Origin of the sequence: Nocardiopsis sinuspersici (assembly GCF_001998325.1) — a bacterium.
Lineage (GTDB): Bacteria > Actinomycetota > Actinomycetes > Streptosporangiales > Streptosporangiaceae > Nocardiopsis > Nocardiopsis sinuspersici.
In genome coordinates this window covers 5,708,579-5,726,396 of the sequence record NZ_MCOK01000001.1, presented here as the reverse complement: position 1 = coordinate 5,726,396, position 17,818 = coordinate 5,708,579, and the positions used below count along the sequence as shown (strand labels likewise).

The 17,818-nt window shown below is 71.8% G+C and carries 19 protein-coding genes, 1 tRNA gene and 1 pseudogene; 5 read left to right on the top strand and 16 right to left on the bottom strand.

Annotation, left to right across the window (positions count from 1 at the left end; genetic code table 11):
* Positions 1-83 precede the first annotated feature (83 nt).
* From folB to dacB, 9 genes and pseudogenes are all read right to left on the bottom strand, one after another.
* A pseudogene (folB, locus tag NOSIN_RS24790) lies at positions 84-440 on the bottom strand (dihydroneopterin aldolase); the annotation flags it as partial.
* Positions 433-882 carry a nuclear transport factor 2 family protein gene (locus NOSIN_RS24785; protein ID WP_077693040.1) on the bottom strand — a complete coding sequence of 150 codons (450 nt, stop codon included), beginning with the start codon at positions 880-882 and terminating at the stop codon, positions 433-435. The gene NOSIN_RS24785 and the pseudogene folB, both read right to left, overlap by 8 nt.
* Entirely contained in the window at positions 879-1,784 is a 906-nt protein-coding gene (gene folP, locus NOSIN_RS24780; protein WP_227014593.1) for a dihydropteroate synthase, read from the bottom strand. The genes NOSIN_RS24785 and folP overlap by 4 nt, the downstream gene beginning before the upstream one ends.
* Before the next feature lie 289 nt (positions 1,785-2,073).
* Entirely contained in the window at positions 2,074-2,676 is a 603-nt protein-coding gene (folE, locus tag NOSIN_RS24775) for a GTP cyclohydrolase I FolE (RefSeq protein WP_077693039.1), read from the bottom strand.
* Positions 2,673-4,676, bottom strand: a complete 2,004-nt coding sequence (ftsH, locus tag NOSIN_RS24770; RefSeq protein ID WP_077693038.1) for an ATP-dependent zinc metalloprotease FtsH — start codon at positions 4,674-4,676, stop codon at positions 2,673-2,675. Before ftsH ends, folE begins: the two co-directional genes overlap by 4 nt.
* A 265-nt stretch (positions 4,677-4,941) precedes the next feature.
* Positions 4,942-5,496 carry a hypoxanthine phosphoribosyltransferase gene (hpt, locus tag NOSIN_RS24765; protein ID WP_171986635.1) on the bottom strand — a complete coding sequence of 185 codons (555 nt, stop codon included), beginning with the start codon at positions 5,494-5,496 and terminating at the stop codon, positions 4,942-4,944.
* Positions 5,497-5,636: 140 nt separating this feature from the next.
* The gene (gene tilS, locus NOSIN_RS24760; RefSeq protein ID WP_077693036.1) at positions 5,637-6,623 is read right to left on the bottom strand and encodes a tRNA lysidine(34) synthetase TilS; all 987 of its coding nucleotides are present in this window, start codon (positions 6,621-6,623) and stop codon (positions 5,637-5,639) included.
* Positions 6,620-7,702: a zinc-dependent metalloprotease gene (locus NOSIN_RS24755; protein ID WP_077693035.1), complete on the bottom strand. Its 1,083-nt coding sequence runs from the start codon at positions 7,700-7,702 to the stop codon at positions 6,620-6,622. Before NOSIN_RS24755 ends, tilS begins: the two co-directional genes overlap by 4 nt.
* A gap of 118 nt (positions 7,703-7,820) precedes the next feature.
* A complete protein-coding gene (dacB, locus tag NOSIN_RS24750; protein ID WP_077693760.1) occupies positions 7,821-9,188 on the bottom strand; it encodes a D-alanyl-D-alanine carboxypeptidase/D-alanyl-D-alanine endopeptidase in 1,368 nt (455 codons plus the stop codon).
* Positions 9,189-9,273: 85 nt separating this feature from the next.
* Between dacB and NOSIN_RS24745 the strand changes: the two genes are divergently transcribed.
* Positions 9,274-9,819 carry an inorganic diphosphatase gene (locus tag NOSIN_RS24745; RefSeq protein ID WP_170293596.1) on the top strand — a complete coding sequence of 182 codons (546 nt, stop codon included), beginning with the start codon at positions 9,274-9,276 and terminating at the stop codon, positions 9,817-9,819.
* 98 nt (positions 9,820-9,917) lie between these two features.
* Here the strand turns inward: NOSIN_RS24745 and NOSIN_RS24740 are convergent, their stop codons facing one another.
* Positions 9,918-10,157: a hypothetical protein gene (locus tag NOSIN_RS24740; RefSeq protein WP_077693033.1), complete on the bottom strand. Its 240-nt coding sequence runs from the start codon at positions 10,155-10,157 to the stop codon at positions 9,918-9,920.
* A 536-nt stretch (positions 10,158-10,693) separates the two neighbouring features.
* Between NOSIN_RS24740 and NOSIN_RS24735 the strand changes: the two genes are divergently transcribed.
* Positions 10,694-11,245, top strand: a complete 552-nt coding sequence (locus NOSIN_RS24735; protein WP_077693032.1) for a hypothetical protein — start codon at positions 10,694-10,696, stop codon at positions 11,243-11,245.
* A gap of 22 nt (positions 11,246-11,267) precedes the next feature.
* Here NOSIN_RS24735 and NOSIN_RS24730 read toward each other — a convergent pair whose 3' ends face one another.
* Both NOSIN_RS24730 and NOSIN_RS24725 read right to left on the bottom strand, forming a co-directional pair.
* Positions 11,268-11,645 carry a hypothetical protein gene (locus tag NOSIN_RS24730; RefSeq protein ID WP_077693031.1) on the bottom strand — a complete coding sequence of 126 codons (378 nt, stop codon included), beginning with the start codon at positions 11,643-11,645 and terminating at the stop codon, positions 11,268-11,270.
* A 48-nt stretch (positions 11,646-11,693) separates the two neighbouring features.
* Positions 11,694-11,912, bottom strand: coding sequence for a hypothetical protein (locus NOSIN_RS24725; protein WP_077693030.1), 219 nt, complete (start codon positions 11,910-11,912; stop codon positions 11,694-11,696).
* A 153-nt stretch (positions 11,913-12,065) separates the two neighbouring features.
* On the opposite strand from NOSIN_RS24725, the gene NOSIN_RS24720 reads away from it, so the two are divergent.
* Together NOSIN_RS24720 and NOSIN_RS27400 are read left to right on the top strand one after the other, a co-directional pair.
* Positions 12,066-12,899, top strand: coding sequence for an exonuclease domain-containing protein (locus NOSIN_RS24720; RefSeq protein WP_077693029.1), 834 nt, complete (start codon positions 12,066-12,068; stop codon positions 12,897-12,899).
* Between the two features lie 416 nt (positions 12,900-13,315).
* Entirely contained in the window at positions 13,316-13,471 is a 156-nt protein-coding gene (locus NOSIN_RS27400; protein ID WP_170293597.1) for a hypothetical protein, read from the top strand.
* A 22-nt stretch (positions 13,472-13,493) separates the two neighbouring features.
* On the opposite strand, the gene NOSIN_RS24715 is transcribed toward NOSIN_RS27400, so the two are convergent.
* The 4 genes from NOSIN_RS24715 to NOSIN_RS24700 all read right to left on the bottom strand — a co-directional run bounded on the left by NOSIN_RS24715 (position 13,494) and on the right by NOSIN_RS24700 (position 17,008).
* Complete coding sequence (locus NOSIN_RS24715) at positions 13,494-13,835, bottom strand: hypothetical protein (protein WP_309232732.1); 342 nt, start codon at positions 13,833-13,835, stop codon at positions 13,494-13,496.
* A gap of 165 nt (positions 13,836-14,000) precedes the next feature.
* A tRNA-Thr gene (locus NOSIN_RS24710) sits at positions 14,001-14,073 on the bottom strand.
* An 82-nt stretch (positions 14,074-14,155) separates the two neighbouring features.
* A complete protein-coding gene (locus NOSIN_RS24705) occupies positions 14,156-15,682 on the bottom strand; it encodes an alpha/beta hydrolase (RefSeq protein WP_077693027.1) in 1,527 nt (508 codons plus the stop codon).
* Positions 15,683-15,835: 153 nt separating this feature from the next.
* A complete protein-coding gene (locus NOSIN_RS24700) occupies positions 15,836-17,008 on the bottom strand; it encodes a DNA polymerase III subunit delta' (RefSeq protein WP_077693026.1) in 1,173 nt (390 codons plus the stop codon).
* Between the two features lie 318 nt (positions 17,009-17,326).
* Between NOSIN_RS24700 and NOSIN_RS24695 the strand changes: the two genes are divergently transcribed.
* Entirely contained in the window at positions 17,327-17,803 is a 477-nt protein-coding gene (locus tag NOSIN_RS24695) for a peptidoglycan-binding domain-containing protein (RefSeq protein ID WP_077693025.1), read from the top strand.
* Positions 17,804-17,818 lie beyond the last annotated feature (15 nt).

Below are 17,818 nucleotides of genomic sequence, written 5' to 3'. Positions count from 1 at the left end.
TCCTGCGGACCCCCCGGGTCCCTGGGGTCGCCGAGGTCGCCGGGTTCCCGCCGGGTCCGCCCTCCGCCCTCCCCGGGCTCCGACCGGTCCCGGGTGACGGTGACCGCCACGTCCGCGAACTCGTGCTCGATGGGCGCCGACGGCTTGTGCACCGTCACCTCCGCCCGATCGACCAGGGGTTCGGCCAGGCACTCCGCGGCCAGCCGCTCGGCGAGGGTCTCGATCAGGTTGACCGGTTCCCCCGTCACGATCGCGGCCAGCCGGTCGGCGAGCAGGCCGTAGTGCACGGTGTCGCCCACGTCGTCGGAGGCCGCGGCCGGGGCGGTGTCCAGGTGGAGCACCGCGTCGACCACGAAGTCCTGGCCCTCCCTGCGCTCGAAGTCGAACACGCCGTGGTGGCCCCGGGCCCGGAGTCCGCGGAGCGCGACACGGTCACGCATCCTCGGCCTCTCCCTCGTCGTCCTCCTCCATCAGCACCGGCGAGGCGTGGTGCGACCACAGCCGCCACCCCTGCTCGGTGTCCACGAACAGGTTGGTGGTCACCACCTGTCCGCCCGCGACGAAGCCGGGGCTGTCCTCCTCGGCGGTCAGCACGTTCTCCTCGCACGTCACCATGGCGATGTCGCCGCCGACCCCGATGTGGGTCTCGGTGAGGACGTACTGGATGTAGGTGACGTTGGCCATGATCAGCGACCAGGCGCGCATGATCTCGGTGCGCCCCCGCAGCAGCGGCCAGCCGGGGTTCACACACACCAGGTCGGGTGCCTCGTGCTCCTCCGCCCACACACTGCGCATCAGGTCGATGTCGCCGTTCTCGATGGCGCTGTAGAACTGCGCGTTGGACTCCGCCACGCGCTCCATGACCTCCTGGCGGGACTTCACAGGCCGCCCCGGTTCACCGGCTCGGCGCGTCCCTCGTCCAGGCTCGCTCCCCCGTCGGCCCAGGCCGCGGCCACACGCACGGCGTCGGCGTTGGGACGCACGTCGTGGACCCGCACGGCCCACGCCCCCCGGTCCGCGGCCAGGGTGGTGACGGCCGCGGTGGCCGCGTCGCACCCGGTGAACGGGCGGTCCCCGCCCTCGGGGTCGCCGAGCAGCCGGCTCAGGAAGCGCTTGCGCGATCCGGCCACCAGCACCGGGCGGTCGAGTTCGTGGAAGCGTTCGAGGTGGTGGAGGAGTGCCCAGTTGTGGGCCTGCTCGGGGCGCTTGGAGAATCCCAGCCCGGGGTCCAGAACGATCTGGCCGGGGTCGACACCTGCGCTGATCATGGCCTCCATACGGTCGCGGAGCTCATCGAGGACCTCCTGGACGACATCCGTGTACACGGCACGGCTCTGCATGTCATGACTATGCCCACGCCAGTGCATCAACACGTAGGCAACGCCGGAAGAAGCCACGAGTCGTGCCATGGCCGGGTCGGCCAGCCCGCCGCTGACGTCGTTGACGAGGACGGCTCCGGCCTCCACGGCCCTCTCCGCCACCTCGGCGCGCATGGTGTCCACGCTGACGGCGGCACCGCGGGCCACGAGCTCGCGCACGACCGGCTCGACCCGGCGCAGCTCCTCGTCGGCGGAGACGCGCTGCGCTCCGGGACGGGTCGACTCACCGCCCACGTCGACGATGTCGGCGCCCTCCTCGACCAGGCGCGCCCCGTGTTCGACCGCCCTGTCGGGGTCGAACCAGGCGCCGCCGTCGGAGAAGGAGTCGGGGGTGACGTTGACGACCCCCATGACCAGGCACCGCCCGAGGTCGGGCAGGCCCGGAAGTGTGTGTTTCGGCCCCATAAGGATCACCCTACGCGTACGCCGAGGGGCGGGGGAGCGTCTCCCCCGCCCCTCGCGCGGGTGTTCGCGGCACCACTCGTCCACAGGCCGTGGACTCCCCCTGGCGGACGAGCCCCGTTGTGGGATCTCATGGACAAGGGGGGTTCCCACCCCGTCGGCGGCGTGCTGCCCTCGTTCGACGGGGCCGGGGAACCCGGACCCGACGGCCCCTACCCCCGGTTACCCGCGACCACCTGCGACCACCTGCGACCACCTGCGACCACCTACGGCTACCTGCGGCTACCTGCGGCTACCTGCGGTCGAGGATGAGGCTCATCGCCTCGGAGCGGGTCCGGTCGCTGCTGCGGAAGATTCCGCGCACCGCGGAGGTGACGGTCTTGGCCCCCGGCTTGCGCACCCCGCGCATGGTCATGCACAGGTGCTCGGCCTCGATCACGACGATGACGCCGCGCGGCTGGAGGTGGCCCATGATCGCGTCGGACACCTGCCCGGTGAGCCGCTCCTGCACCTGGGGCCGGCGCGCGTACACGTCCACCAGGCGGGCGAGCTTGCTCAGGCCGGTGATGCGCCCGTCGGCGCCGGGGATGTAGCCCACGTGCGCCACCCCGTAGAACGGCACCAGGTGGTGCTCGCACGTGGAGTAGAGCTCGATGTCCTTGACCAGGACCATCTCCTCGTGGTCCGCCTCGAACACCGTGGTGAGCACGTCGCCGGGCTTTTGTCCCAGGCCCGCGAACTGTTCCTCGTAGGCCCTGGCGACCCGCTCGGGGGTCTTGAGCAGGCCGTCGCGGTCGGGGTCCTCGCCGATGGCGATCAGGATCTCGCGGATGGCCTTCTCGACGCGCGGACGGTCCACGGACCTGGGCGGTAGCTGCTCGTCCTCGCTGCTCACGACTCGTCTCCCTCGGTACCGGCGGACGATCCGGGCAGCTGTCCGGTGGTGGCGGAGGACGGGAGCTCGGCGCCGTTGAGCCTGGCCAGCTCCTTCTTCGAGCGCACGGGCGGCCGCTCGGAGGGCTGGCGCTTGCCGTAGCCGGTGTAGGAGCCTCGGTTCGGGCGCTTGCGCACGGGCTCGAAGATCTCCAGCACCTGGCTCTTGCTCAGGGTCTCCTTCTCCAGGAGAGCCACGACCAGGTCGTCCAGGACGTCCCGGTACTCGACGAGGACGTCGTAGGCCTCGTCGTGCGCGGACTCGATGAGGCGGCGCACCTCCTCGTCGATGATGGAGGCGATCTCCTCGGAGTACTCGCGGGCGTGCGACATCTCCCGGCCCAGGAACGGCTCGGTGTTGGAGGAGCCGAACTTGCGGGCGCCCAGACGCTCGCTCATGCCGTACTCGGTGACCATGTTGCGGGCCAGCGCGGTGGCCTTGTCGATGTCGTTGCCCGCACCGGTGGTGGGCTCGTGGAAGACGAGCTCCTCCGCGGCGCGTCCGCCGAGCATCATGGCGAGCTGGTCCATCATCTGCGAGCGGGACGTGAGGAACTTGTCCTCGGTCGGCACCGACATCGTGTAGCCGAGGGCGCGGCCGCGCGGCAGGATGGTGATCTTGTGCACCGGGTCGGAGTTGGGCAGCGCGTGGCCCACCAGGGCGTGGCCGCCCTCGTGGTAGGCGATGACCTTCTTCTCCTGGTCGGACATCACACGGGTCTTGCGCTCGGGCCCGGCCATGACCCGCTCGATGGCCTCCTCCAGGATGGCGTGGGTGATGACCTTGTAGTCACCGCGGGCGGACAGGAGCGCGCCCTCGTTGATGACGTTGGCGAGGTCGGCACCGGTCATCCCGGCGGTCTGGCGGGCGATGACGTTGAAGTCGACGTCGTCGGCCATGGGCTTGCCCTTGGAGTGGACCTTGAGGATGTCGCGGCGGCCGTCCATGTCGGGGCGGTCCACGACGACCTGCCGGTCGAAGCGGCCGGGACGCAGCAGCGCCGGGTCGAGGATGTCGGGCCGGTTGGTGGCGGCGATGAGGATGACGCCGCCCTTGACGTCGAAGCCGTCCATCTCGACCAGCATCTGGTTGAGGGTCTGCTCGCGCTCGTCGTGCCCGCCGCCCATACCGGCGCCGCGGTGGCGGCCGACGGCGTCGATCTCGTCGATGAAGATGATCGCGGGCGCGTTGGCCTTGGCCTGCTCGAACAGGTCGCGCACACGGGAGGCGCCGACACCGACGAACATCTCGACGAAGTCCGAGCCGGAGATGGAGTAGAACGGGACCTCGGCCTCGCCGGCGACGGCGCGGGCCAGCAGGGTCTTACCCGTACCGGGCGGGCCCATCAGGAGCACGCCCTTGGGGATCTTGGCCCCTATCGCCTGGAACTTGGCCGGGTTCTGGAGGAACTCCTTGATCTCGTGGAGTTCCTCGATGGCCTCGTCGGCGCCGGCGACGTCGGAGAAGGTGTTCTTGGGCGTGTCCTTGGTGATGAGCTTGGCCTTGGACTTGCCGAAGTTCATCACGCGCGAGCCGCCGCCCTGCATCTGGCTGAAGATGAACCAGAAGATGACGATGATGATGATCAGCGGCAGCAGGCTGAACAGGGCCGTGGTCCAGACGGGCGTGGTGGCGACCGAGACCTCGTAGGACTCGAGGTTGGTGTCCTCGCTGTCCAGGGAGGTCTGGAGCATCTCCGCCAACTGGAGTCCCTGGCCCTCGACCCAGTACGCCTCGTAGATCTCACCGTCGACCGTGGTCAGCACGATGCGCTGGTCCCGGTCGATGATCTCGGCGTTGTCCACCTGGTCCTGCTCGATGAGCTGGTGGACCTGCGAGATGTCGGTCTCCTCGGGCTGAGGACCGCCACCGACGTCGAACACGCGGAAACCGATGATGAGCATGAGGCCGACGGCCAGGATCCATATCCACGGGCCGCGGAAAAAGCGCTTCAGATTCATGTGAGCGAAACCCTGTCGGGTCCGTCCCTCCTGACCAGGCCGCCCGCCTCAGAGGACTTTCCGAAGCAGGACCTAACGGACACGTGGTACCCCCGCGGTATGCCGGGATATTCGACGGTACACCTCGCCCCGCCGGGCGGGCGTACCGCGCGGGAACGGACGGGGGCCGTCATGGGAGCAACGATCGCGCACCGCCGTGTTGTTCCCGGTACGGCCTCCGCCCGTTCCCCTGCGGCCCTCGCGGGGCCGCACCCGGCGGCCCGGGTCAGTTCTCGTAGACGTGCGGTGCGAGTGTGCCGATGAACGGCAGGTTGCGGTACTTCTCGGCGTAGTCGAGGCCGTAGCCGATGATGAACTCGTTGGGCAGGTCGAAGCCGATGTACTTGACGTCGAGGTCGACGTCGAAGGCCAACGGCTTGCGGACCATGGTGCAGACCTCCACCGACCGGGGACCGCGCGACCTCAGGTTGCCGATCAGCCAGGACAGGGTCAGACCCGAGTCGATGACGTCCTCGACGATCAGGACGTTCCGGTCCTTGATGTCGGTCTCCAGGTCCTTGAGGATACGGACCACCCCGGAGGACGTGGTTCCGGCCCCGTAGGAGGAGACGGCCATCCAGTCCATGGAGACGGGGGTGTGCAGTACCCGTGCGAGGTCGGCCATGACCATGACCGCGCCCTTCAGCACTCCGACGATGAGCAGGTCCTTGCCCGCGTAGTCCGCGTCGATCCGGGCGCCCATCTCCTCCAGGCGCGTCCTGATCTCTTCCTCGGTGACCAGGACCTTCTCCAGGTCCTGGCCCATGTCCTTAGCGTCCACGCTCGTTGTCCTCGCTGCTGGGTTCCCCGCTTGCGGCAACCAGGATAAACGTGCCGAACACGGCGGCGGCGCCGGGCCGCGGCCCCCTCCACCGGAACGGCGTGTCCGCGGGCGGGACACGCCGGACACGCACGGGCGCCTCACACGAAGCGGATCCGGTCCGCGACACGGCGGCCGCGTACGCCGCCGGGCAGGTCGATGTGGGCCTGGCCACGCCACTCGGTGACCAGACGGTCCAGCTCGCGCACGTGCCGGGCGGTCAACGCGCCGGCCGGGCATCCCGCGGCCAGCGCGGCGCGGCGCAGCACCCGGGTGCGCAGGGATTCGGGGGCCGCCTCCAGCGGCGCCACCGCCAGCTCCGGTCCGCCCGGGGCCGCGGGCGCGTTCCCGGACGCCTCGGCGTACAGCTCACCGGCGAGCAGGTCCAGGGTGTCGGCGTCGGAGCGCAGCATCCCGGCCGTACGGGCGAGGGCGGCGGCGATCCCCGGGCCCAGTGCCCGTTCCAGGGCGGGCAGCGCCTGGTGGCGCACCCGGGAGCGGGCGAAGCGGGAGTCGGCGTTGTGCGGGTCCTCCCAGGCGTCCAGCCCCATCCGGTCGCAGGCCTCGCGCACGGTGGCGCGGTCCAGGTCGAGCAGGGGACGCAGGTAGTGGCCGGTGCGCGGGGCCATCCCCGCCAGGGAGCGCGCGCCCGAGCCGCGGGCCAGGCCCAGCAGGACCGTCTCGGCCTGGTCGTCGAGGGTGTGGCCGAGCAGGACCACCGCCGGGGCGTGGTCGGCGACCGCGTCGTCCAGCGCCTCGTACCGGGCCCGTCGGGCGGCGGCCTCGGGGCCGCCCCGCCCGCCGACCTCCACGGTGTGGACCAGGACCGGGTGGAGGCCGAGTCCGTGCAGGGCCTTGGCCACCGACTCGGCGCGCTCGTCCGAGCCCTCCTGGAGCCCGTGGTCGACGGTGACCGCCCCGGCGCCTCGGCCCGCGCGCGGTGCCTCGAAGGCCAGCGCGCCGGCCAGGGCCAGGGAGTCGGCGCCGCCGCTGCACGCCACCAGCGCCGTGGTGTCGGCGGGCAGGGCGGACAGCGCCCGCCGCACCGCCGACCGCACGGCCGCCACGGCGGGGTGCGGACCGCTCACTCCGTGATGGCGGCCGGGCGCACGACCCGGTCGACCCAGGCGGTGGGGTTGCGGATCTCCGCCAGGGTGGGAAGGGTCTCACTCGACGTCCAGACCCTGTTGAACTCGGCCATGCCGACGTCGGCCACCACCGCGCGGACGAAGGCGGCCCCCTCCTCGTACTGGCGCATCTTCATGTCCATGCCGAGTAGCTGGCGCATGATCCGGTCGACCGGGTTGACCGACGCACGGCGCTTCTGGAAGCGGGCGCGGATGGTGGCGACCGTGGGCACCACCTCGGGTCCGACCGCGTCCATGACGAAGTCGCCGTGGCCCTCGGCGAGGCTCATGACCGCGGTGACCCGGTCCATGATCTCCCGCTGCTCCGGACTCTGGATGGCGGTGATGAGGTTGCCCTCGCCGTTGCCGCGGACGGCGTCCGCGACGGCCTCGCCCGCGGACCGCAGCCTGCTGACGAGGTCGGCGGCGTCCATCTCCGACGACAGCAGGAGCTCCTGCATGAGCTCCTGGACGTAGCCGCGCAGCCACGGCGTGGCCGTGAACTGCATGCGGTGGGTCTCCTCGTGCAGGCACACCCACAGTCGGAAGTCCCGGGAGTCGACGTCCATCTCGCGTTCGGTGCTGACGATGTTGGGCGCCACCAGGGTCATACGCCCGGTCGGCAGGCTGCCGTCGGGGTCCGGCGGCAGGAAGAGCTCGTACTGGCCGAGGACCTTCCCCGCCAGGTAGGACAGCACCGCACCGAGCTGCATCCCGGTGATCCGGGAGCCGACCGCGCTGGTCAGGTTCGCGGACGGGCTGTTGCTGGGCCGGTCGGCGCCCATCTGTTCGAGTACGGGTTCGATGACCACTCGAAACCCGTCGACGTTGGCTCGGATCCAGCCGGGGCGGTCCACGACGACCGCGGGGCCCGCTGGTTCGAGGGGGTTCATTCCGGTGAATTCGCGCACGTGCCCGGCCGCCACGGTGGAAAGCTCGCGCAACTGCACCACGGCCTGCCGCGCGTCGGACAGGTCCACCTGAGGCCCAGGGCGCACGAGGCGAACGCCGGTGTTGACGGCTACGTCCCAGTCGATCACAGTCACACCGCCACCCTACCCACGCGGTGCCGATGGGCACGGGGATCAGGGACGCAATTCCGGGTACGGCCCGGGATCTCCCCCAGGACACCCCGATCCGCACCCGGCGGCGGCGCGCTCAGGAGCAGCCGCACTGGCTGAGCGCGGCGGCGAGGGTGTCCAGGTGGGAGCCCTGGGCCAGCGGGTGGTTGGCCATGAAGGCGAAGAAGAACGTGTTGCCCTCCTGGTCGCGGATGCTTCCGGCCAGCGTGCTCACCCCGTTCAGGGTCCCGGTCTTGCCGCGCACCAGACCGGCGCCCTCGTGCGCGGCGGAGTACGAGGAGTAGCGGCCCGCCTTGGCCAGGGTGCCCGTGGAGTTGGCCGTGGGCAGCCCGGTGAGGGCGGCGTTGAGGTCGGAGTGCTCGCTGTCCGCGGCCAGCCGCAGCACTTGGACCAGGGCCCGCGGCGTGATCTCGTTCCTCGTGCTCAGGCCGCTGTTGTCGGACAGCCGCACCCCCTCCACACCCAGGTCCGCCATGACCTGGTGGGTGGTCTCGGTGGCGCCCGCGAAGGTGGCCTCGTGGCCGGTCTCGACCGCGGCGACCCGGGCGATGGCCTCGGCCATGATGTTGTCGCTGGCCAGCATCATGTTCTCGACCAGCACAGCCATCGGGGCCGACGCCACCGAGGCGATCGGGGTTCCCGATGCGGTGGCGGGGACGGGTTCCCCCTCGACCGTGGTCCCGGCCGCCTCCAACTGCTCCGCGAAGGCGCGGGCCGCGTGCACCGACGGCTCGGTCGAACGCGAGCCGTAGCCCCTGGCCTCGGGGGAGACCCGGCCGGAGTCGATCATCAGGGCGGTGACGGGGGCGGCGTTCCCCTCGGGGATGTAGTTGGGCTTCCAGCCCGGCGGCGAGGTGGGCCCGGTGAACATCGAGTCGTCGTAGCCCAGGGAGACGGTGTCGGTCCCCTCCGCCGCCAGGGCCTCGGCGGTGCGCTCGGCCAGCTCCTCCAGTGTGGCTACCTGCGGGTAAGCTGCGGAGTCGGCGGTCGCGGTCAGTGTCGCGTCGCCTCCGCCGCGCAGTACCACCCGGCCCCGGTCGGGATCGAGGTAGGCCTCGGTGCGCAGCACGTGGTCGGGGCCGACGGCGTCCAGTACGGCGACGGCCGTGACGATCTTCGTGGTCGACGCCGGGGTCACGGCTGTGTCCGGGTTCTGGTCGAAGAGGAGTTCACCGGTGGCGCCGTCGACGACGAAAGCGGAGAGGCCCTCCTCGATCCCCGAAGCCGACATGGGATCATCGAGGACATCCGCGATCCGTTCCGGGTCCGCCGGAGTCGAGGCCGCGGGTTCCGCCGCCGCCACGCCCTCGGCGTCCGTGACCGGGTTTGGCACCACGGGAAGCGGTCGTGCCTCGATCACGTCGAGGGCGACGAACCCGGTGACCAGCACGAATATGTTGAGCAGGGCCAGCGCGAAGAGCGCCTCGCCTCGTACCCGTCGCACCCGGGGCACCTGCCCTTCCTTCGGTGTCGCGGCCTGACGTTGTAGATATACGGCGACATTAGTCGCATTGGGAGCCGAAAACAGCATGGAATTCGACGTTACGATCGAGATCCCCAAGGGGGAGCGCAACAAGTACGAGGTGGACCACGAGACCGGCCGTATCCGTCTCGACCGCATGCTGTTCACCTCCACGACCTACCCCGCCGACTACGGGTTCGTCGAGGGGACCCTCGGCGAGGACGGTGACCCCTTGGACGCTCTCGTCCTGCTCAAGGCCCCGACCTTCCCGGGCTGCCTCATCCGGGCCCGCGCCATCGGCATGTTCCGTATGCGCGACGAGGCGGGGGGCGACGACAAGCTGCTCTGCGTCCCGGCGACGGACCCGCGCCAGGAGCACCTGCGTGACATTCACCACGTGAACGAGTTCGAGCGCCTGGAGATCGAGCACTTCTTCACGGTGTACAAGGACCTGGAGCCCGGCAAGTCCGTGGAGGGGGCCACCTGGGTCGGCCGCCACGAGGCCGAGCAGGAGATCGTGACCTCGGTCAAGCGCGCCGAGGAGGCCGGGGCGCACGGCGACCCCTCGCACATCTCCGACCTCGACGGCGGCAAGCTCGAGGGCGGCAAATAGGCGGCGGCCACCCGGTCCCGTTGTGACGACGGCCCGGCGGGGATCCCCGCCGGGCCGTGGCATGTCCGGGGACGGGGCGCCGGTGCCGGCCGGGCGGTTCAGCCCCCGTCGAGGGGGCGGCGTTCCGGCCCCCGGGAGGCGCCGGAGCCCGGTTCCGCGTCCATCGGCCACGGGGTGCGGGAGCGCAGCCACAGCAACACGAAGGTGAGCACGGCCAGGGCCGTGACCAGCGCGGCGGCCCCGGGGCCGAGGAAGCCGAGCGCCATCACCCCGGCGGCCGTGGTGACGAGCGCGCGTACCAGCACACGCGCCCACAGCCCCGGTGCCTCGGGGTTCAACTGCGCCTTCTGGGGACGGATGCCATAACGGCCGCTCCTGTCACTACGGCTGAGGGGAGGACGCCTCTTCCTGCGGAGCCGCACACCGTACTCGGGTTCCACATGTCACCACCGCGGGGCGCGGCCCGCAACACACCCGGAAAGCAGCCGGGCGGGGAATCGGCACGCGGGCTCGCCGGACCACCGCTTGACTCCTCCCTGACTTTGCTGATCTCCTTACACCCATGTATCCGCACACCCGCACCGACGCCATGGCTCGTACGGCCCCCGGGGCCTCCAGCCGTCTGGCCCGTGCGGCGTGTCCGTGTTGTCGTCGCTGAGCCCTCGCGCGTTCCCACACGCCACCGCTCACCGAGTGCCCCGCCGCGCCGTCCACCCCACCGGGTGATCCGGCCGCGGGCACATCCCGCAGGGTGATCTCCGTCTCCGCACGTGTGCACGGAGCCGCACCTGCCGCCCCGGCAGGCCGGGGCCCACCAGACGACATCCGCGCGCTCCCGTTCCCGGGGCGCGCACACGTGAAGGATCCTCTCACGATGCCCCAGAGCACTCTCTCCAGCACCGCCGTCCTGCCCACCTCGGAGACCGTCACCACCCGGACCCCCGGCGTCTCCCCGGAGGGCATCGGTGACGTGGTGGACGCCGGACGCCGCTCCGGCTACGCACACCTGGGCGAGCGCCGCCTGCCGACCCTCGGACGCCTGGCGGCCGCCGCCCGCGGCGCCGCCGCCCTGGTCGGACCCACCCTGTGGCCGGCCCGGCGAGGGCACTGGCAGCCCGCTCCCCGCGCCGCCCGCCGCCACGCGGGCGGCAGGCTCCGCGTGACCGCGGTGGTGCTCGAACCCAACGACCTCGTGTCCGGCTCCGCTCCGCGCTCCGCCCGGGCACGCGGCATGGAGGTGCTGTACCTGGTCAGCGGTCGCGCCCATCTGATCACCTCGGCTCCCGACGGGCAGGTGCGTTCGGCGTCGGAACTCGCCGCGGACCGGGTCCGGGTGGTGGGCGCGGCCGGGAGCTCCGGGAGGAGCGGCCACTTCCTGGTGAACACGGGCGACGAGGTGGCCGTGGTGGTCCGTGTGACCGCCTGAGCGTCCGCCCGGACGCGGGAGGTCACTCATGCGCACTCCGTTCGGCGGCGGCCGCGCGCAGGGCGGCGTCGACCGCCTCGACCGACCTGAGGACCCCCGCCATGCGCTGCCCCTCGGCGAGGTAGGCGTTCATCACCTGGTCGAGGGCGTGCGCGGGCAGGTGGTCGCGCAGGTCGATCCGCGCCGTGCGGTACCCCTCCCGAGCGGCCTCCAGCGCCGAGGAGACGTACTGGCGGGCCAGTCGGGAGAGGGCCACGGGATGGCGCCGCAGGACGCCGTGCAGGCGGTAGTCGGCGGGCACGTGGTCGAACAGCCACACCAGGGCCGTCTGCTCGAAGGAGTCCGAACCGGGCGGGTGGACACTCGCGGGCCAGTCCGGCGTCAGCGACTGATCGGGCATGCCCTCAGCATACCCCTTGTTCGAAAGTGTGTTCGATTCAGTCGTGGATCAGTCCGCCGTCTCCGAGGTCTCGGACGTCCCTTCCCCCGCTGACTGCCGTCTTTCCAGCTCCACCCGAAGGGCGTACTCCGCGGCGTCCACGGCGGCACGCGCGGTGATGGCGTTCGTGTGCGCCCGGTCCAGCTCCTCCAGCAGAATGCAGTCGTAGGAGACCCGGGCGTCGTGGATGGCGGCTTCCAGTTGACGTGATGCCTCTTCCAGACTCATATCCTCTCCCTTCCCCAGAAGTCGGCACTCGCACACACGAGCCACATGTGCCTCCGCACGCGTTCGTCTCCGGACTGTCACCGGGCCGTTCTACGATGTTCCCGAATCGCCGCTGTTCACGGCAGTGCCGACCACTCGGCCCGAGAGGAACCCATGCGCAACCGCTACCCCGGGACATGCACCGACTGCCAGACCGCGGTCGGCTCCGGCGAGGGTGTCGTCGTCAGGGAGGGCGGCCGCTGGCGCACCTACTGCGCCGAGCACGAGCCGCGCCCGACCCCTCCCGCCCGGGGCGACCACCCGGGCTGGCACACCTCTCCCCTTCTGGGCTTCGACTCCGAGACCTCCTCCCGCGACCCCGACGCCGCCTTCCTGGTGTCGGCCGCGCTGGTGGACCGCGAGGGCAAGGCCCGCACCTGGCTGGTGGACCCCGGCCCCCGGGAGATCCCCGCGGACGCCGTCGCCGTCCACGGCATCAGCACGGAGCGGGCCCGCGCCGAGGGGCGCCCGGCCGCGGAGTGCCTGGAGGAGATCAGCCAGGCGCTGGTCGACCACCTCTCCGCCGGTCAGGGACTGGTGGTCTTCAACGCCCCCTACGACCTCCGCGTGCTCTCCTACGAGCTGGGGCGGCACGGACTGCCGTCACTGCCGGAACGCCTTGGCGGGCCTCCGGCGCCCGTGGTGGACCCCCTGGTGATCGACCGGGGCGTGGAGCCCTACCGCAGGGGCAAGCGCAACCTGGGCGCCATGTGCGAGTACTACGGGGTGGAGCTGACCGACGCCCACACCGCCTCCGGCGACGCCTCCGCCGCACTGGCCCTGGCCGAGGAGATCGGCGCCCGGCACCCGGATCTGGCCTCGGTCGGCCTGACCGAACTGCACCAGCGGCAGATCGACTGGTCCCTCGCCTTCGCCCGCAACCGCCAGGAGTGGCTGGACCGCAGCAGGCCCGACCACGGGATCGTCGTGGACGGCACCTGGCCCTAGGCGTGCTGCCCCGGCGCGTTGGTGACGAGCGAACCGCCCTGGCGGACGCTGGACACCGGTGAGGGCCTTCTGGTCCCGGTGTGGACTGCGAGGTCCGCACCGACGCCCGGGAGGCCCCCGTGGCCCACCGCGACCCTCCACTCACTCCGACGGGACGGCTGCGCCCGGCCCGCCTCGTGCTCGGACGCCGAAGGCACGGGAACCTTCATCGGCCCCTACGGTGCCCCCGCGCACGGACTCGCGGGCGCCGTCGAGGCCGTCCTCCCCGGCGTCGTGGGAGCGCCCCCGCGCACGGACCCGCGGATGGTGACGCGGTGGCGCCGGAACCAGAGCGGCCCCGCACGCACGGGCTCGTGTGCGAGCCGTCACGGAAGCGGGTAGGTCTCCTGACCGAACGCACGTCTTCGGAGGGCGACATGGTCTACTTCATCCTGGTGCTTCTGGCGGTGTGGCTGGTCCTGACCATCCTCGGCATGGTCGTCAAAGGCCTGCTCTGGCTCGCCTTCATCGGCGCCGCCCTGTTCGTGGCCACCGCCGTGTGGGGCAGGATCCAGAGCCGGAAGCGCGCCTGAGCACCCCGGCGGCACGCGGCCCTCAGGACTCCAGGATCCTGCCGTCGCCGCCGAGTCCGGCGACGATCCTGCGGGCACGGGTCTCATCGACGCCGACGCGGTCGCGGACCATCCGCACCGCCTCCTCGCCCCGGTCCAGGGCGACCAGGTCCCGGACCCGGGCGCACGTGGCGGGCGGCAGCCCGTCGGACTCGCGGGGCGCGGGAACGTATCCGCCCACCTGCGGTTCCGGCTCCACCTGCGGTTCGGGCACCGGGAGATCCGCCGCGGCCGTCCCGTTCCTGCGCGCGAGGATCCAGCGCAGCGCGTAGGAGCCACCGCCCAGCACCAGAAGGGCCCCTGATAACGCGAACAACATGAACATCAAGCTCATATCGTGCGCCTACCCACGTTTCCGGCGGTACACATCCGACGACCGGTACATGGACAGCGTCCCCCGGGGGACGTACCCCGAGACGTCGCCGACGGGAGCGGGAGAGCCCGGAAACGCCGCAGGCCCGCCCGGATGACCGGGCGGGCCTGGTGTCTGAGCCGCCTGTCGGAATCGAACCGACGACCTATTCATTACGAGTGAATCGCTCTGCCGACTGAGCTAAGGCGGCGCCGCGCCGCGTGTCACCCGCGGCGAAGCGGTCACCAGTCTAGCGCCTCAGCGGAGTGCCGGGTACATGTCCGTGGCCCCGGTCAGGCGCAGACCATCCCGTCCTCGGGCACGGCGAGGTCGATCAGGTAGGCGTCCACGGTCTCGTCGATGCACCGGTCGCCCATCCGGTAACCGGTGTGGCCGTCGCCGTCCCGGGTCAGCAGGAAGCCCGAGTCCAGCTGCTCGGCGAGCGCCTCGGCCCACGCGTACGGGGTGGCCGAGTCCCGCGTGGTGCCCACCACCATGACGGGGTCGGCCCCCGCCCCGTCGAGCTCGGTGGAGGGGGCCACCGCCTCCTCCGGCCAGTACGCGCACGGCAGCGCGCCCCACGCCAGCGCGGGGCCGAAGATCGGCGCCTCCTCGGCGGCCTCGGCGGCGGCGTCGGCGTAGGCCTCCACGTCGCGCGGACTGGGCGAGTCGGAGCAGTTCACCGCGATGAGCGCCGCCGTGGAGTTCTCGTAGGCGGCCGTGTCCCCGCGGCTGTACAGGTCGTCGGCGAGCTGCATCAGCATGGTGCCGTCACCGTCGCCCATCGCGGCGGTGAGGCCCTCGCGCACGCGCGGCCACCAGTCCTCGGTGTACAGGGCCGCGAGCACGCCCAGCTCCGCGCGGGCCCGGTTGACCTCGCGGTCGTCCATGCTGTTGGACAGGGGGTTCTCGGCGGTGTCCGCCAGGAAGCCGCTCAGCGCCCCGACACCGTCGTCCACGCTGTCGCCGGAACCGCCGAGGGGGCAGGCCGGCCGGGCGAGGCAGTCCTCCACGAAGGACCGCAGGGCGGTCCTGAAGCCGTTCGCCTGCTGCACGCTGAGTTCGAGCTGTCCCTGGCTGGGGTCCATGGCTCCGTCGAGCACCAGAGCGCGCACCCGGTCGGGGAACTGCTCGGCGTACTGGGCTCCGATGTGGGTGCCGTAGGAGGCGCCCAGGTAGGTGAGCCGCTCGTCGCCGAGCAGGCCGCGCAGGATGTCCATGTCGCGGGCGACGTTGGCGGTGCCCATGTGCAGCATGAGCTCGGGAGCGTTGGCCTCGCAGGCCTCGACGAAGCCGCGGCTGTCCTCCTGCAACTCCTTCAGCTCCGCGTCGCTCACCTCGGCCATGTCGCCGTCGCCCTCGACGCCGTCGATCCCGCCGAGGAAGTCGTCGATGCCCCCGGCCTCCAGACAGGTCAGCGGTGAGCTGCGCCCGACCCCGCGCGGGTCGAACCCGACCACGTCGAACTTCTCGCGTACCGCGTCGCTGACGATGTAGGGGGCGTGGTCGGCGAAGTCGTACCCGGATCCGCCGGGTCCGCCGGGGTTGACCACCAGGGAGCCCAGGGCGTCGCCGCCCTCGGCGGGGAACCGCTTGACCGCGATCTCGATACGCTCGCCCCCGGGGGCGTCGTAGTCCATGGGCACCTCGTAGGTCGCGCACTCGGTGCCGGGCGCACCGCTGTCGCACTCGCCCCAGTCGAGCTCCTGGTCGGCGAAACCGGCCAGCACGTCCGCGGCCTCGGTGACGCCGTCCTTCCCCGCCGGCTCCCGCGGAGCCGCCGTACACGCCGTCGCCAGCAGCACGGCCCCGGCGAGCACAGCCGCCCACGGCCCTCGAACCCTCGTCCCCACCGGCGTCCGCCCTCCTGTTGCCGCCGACCCTGGCCGACGTGTCGTCAACGCCGCACCATTGTCCACCAACGGCGCGGTCCCCGCTCCCGTAACACCGACGGACGGCCGGTCGGCCGAGGTCTAGCCGGCCAGGAGGGCGGAGGTCATGGCCTCCATGGCGATCTGGGGGTGCACGTTCGCGGCGATACGCTCACGGCACTGCATGATGGCGTCGATCCGGCGCAGCGTGGACTCGGGGGTGCCGGCGCGCGCGACGCGCTCCAGGTCGCCGGAGCGCTCGGCCGTGGACAGCTCCACCCGCGCCCCGAGCTGCAGGGTGAGCACGTCCCGGTAGAAGGCGGCCAGGTCGAGCAGGGCGCGGTCGTAGGAGTCGCGCTTGGTCCGGGTCGCGCGGCGCTTCTGCCGCTCCTCCAGGTCCTTCATGGCGCCCGCCGAGCCGCGCACCGCCTTGGCCACGCCCTTGCCCGTGGAGCCCTCGCCGAACGCGGCTCTGAGCTCACCCCTCTCCTTCTCGTCGAGTGCCGTGGTGAGGGCCTTGGACTCCTCCTCGGCGATCTCGTAGAGCCGTGCCGCGGAGGTGACGCACGCGCCGAGGCCGTCGAGCCGGACCGGGATGGACAGCACCTCCTCCCGGCGTCTGCGCGCCTCGGGGTCGGTGGCCAGCTGCCGGGCCCGGTCGATCCGCCCGGCGGAGGCGACCGCGGCCGAGCGCGCGGTGTCGGCGTCGATCCCGTCGCGCTGGACGAGGGCGTCCGCCAGCTCCCGGGTGTTGGGGGTGGCCAGGGCGACCGTGCGGCAGCGGGAGCGGATGGTGACGAGCATGTCCTCGGGGGTGGGCGTGCACAGCAGCCACACCGTGCGCGGGGAGGGCTCCTCCACCGCCTTGAGCAGGGCGTTGGAGGCGCCCTCGGTGGCGCGGTCGGCGTCCTCGAACAGGATGATCCGGAACCGCCCGCCGGAGGGCTTGGAGCCCGCGCGCAGCACGAGGTCGCGGGTGGCGCCCACGCCGAAGCTCAGGCCGCTGGGCCGCACGTACAGCATGTCGGGGTGGGTCCCGGCGAGGGTCTGGTGGCAGGAGTCGCAGTGCCCGCAGCCGCCGTCGGCGCACTGGAGGGCCGCGGCGAAGGCCCGCGCGGCCTCCTCGCGCCCGGAGCCGGGCGGCCCGGTGAACAGCCAGGCGTGGGTCATCCCGGCGCCCCGGCCCCCGGAGAGGAGGTCGGCCGCACCGGCCACGGCCCGCTGGAGCTGGCCCACCGCTCCCTGCTGGCCGACGAGGTCGTCGAAGACCGTCACTCTTCCCCCCGGGAACCACCGCTGATGTCTGGACCTCCAGGATAGGAGCCGGCACCGACGCGCGGGCCGTCGTCCACAGGCCCGTCCCGCCCGCTCGGACCGCACGCACGCCCCGCTCCCCTCCCGGGCCGACCGGAAGAGGGCGTTCACCGAGCGTGACGACGCGCGACTCCCGCCAAGGTTGCCCCAGGTCAAAAGGTTGTCCGCATCAGGCCAGAGGGCACATCGACGCGAACTCCGGGCGCCGTCCCCGGATCTCCCCATGTGTGACCGGGGAGACGGTCACGCGTACGGGGGAACGAACCAAGGGGGAAGACCATGACGAACACGCACAGCGAGACCAAGCGGAACACGGCGGTGGCCGCCGAGTGGCCCGAGCTGTCGGAGGGGCAGCGGACCTGGAGGGTCGCCGTCGTCGAGTACGTGCTCGCGGACCTCGGCTACTACGGCCTCAGGACCGTCGACGAGCGGTTCGGCCCCGCGCTGACCGAGGCGCTCACCGCGTACCGGGCCGACCGCGGCCTGGAGGACGACACCGGCCGGATCGACGCCGCCACCTGGGAGCAGCTGACCGAGGACTTCGGCGTCGTCGTCCAGGGCCACGAGGGATCGAGGGTCCGGGCCGTGCAGTACGCGCTCAACGAGGGCCACGGCGGCGGCCTGGCCGTGGACGGGATCTTCGGTTCGGCGACCCGTTCCGCGGTCGTGTCCTTCCAGAGGGAGGCCGAGCTCAGGATCGTCGACGGCAAGGTCGGCCCGGAGACCTTCACGGCGCTGATCATCCGCGGGGCCTGAGTCCGGACCCGGCCG

Coding starts and splice junctions, on each gene's coding strand:
- folP (WP_227014593.1), bottom strand. CDS start 1,784: ATGGGGCCGAAACACACACTTCCGGGCCTGCCCGACCTCGGGCGGTGC.
- ftsH (WP_077693038.1), bottom strand. CDS start 4,676: ATGAATCTGAAGCGCTTTTTCCGCGGCCCGTGGATATGGATCCTGGCC.
- NOSIN_RS24745 (WP_170293596.1), top strand. CDS start 9,274: ATGGAATTCGACGTTACGATCGAGATCCCCAAGGGGGAGCGCAACAAG.
- NOSIN_RS24735 (WP_077693032.1), top strand. CDS start 10,694: ATGCCCCAGAGCACTCTCTCCAGCACCGCCGTCCTGCCCACCTCGGAG.
- NOSIN_RS24730 (WP_077693031.1), bottom strand. CDS start 11,645: ATGCCCGATCAGTCGCTGACGCCGGACTGGCCCGCGAGTGTCCACCCG.
- NOSIN_RS24725 (WP_077693030.1), bottom strand. CDS start 11,912: ATGAGTCTGGAAGAGGCATCACGTCAACTGGAAGCCGCCATCCACGAC.
- NOSIN_RS24720 (WP_077693029.1), top strand. CDS start 12,066: ATGCGCAACCGCTACCCCGGGACATGCACCGACTGCCAGACCGCGGTC.
- NOSIN_RS27400 (WP_170293597.1), top strand. CDS start 13,316: ATGGTCTACTTCATCCTGGTGCTTCTGGCGGTGTGGCTGGTCCTGACC.
- NOSIN_RS24715 (WP_309232732.1), bottom strand. CDS start 13,835: ATGTTCATGTTGTTCGCGTTATCAGGGGCCCTTCTGGTGCTGGGCGGT.
- NOSIN_RS24695 (WP_077693025.1), top strand. CDS start 17,327: ATGACGAACACGCACAGCGAGACCAAGCGGAACACGGCGGTGGCCGCC.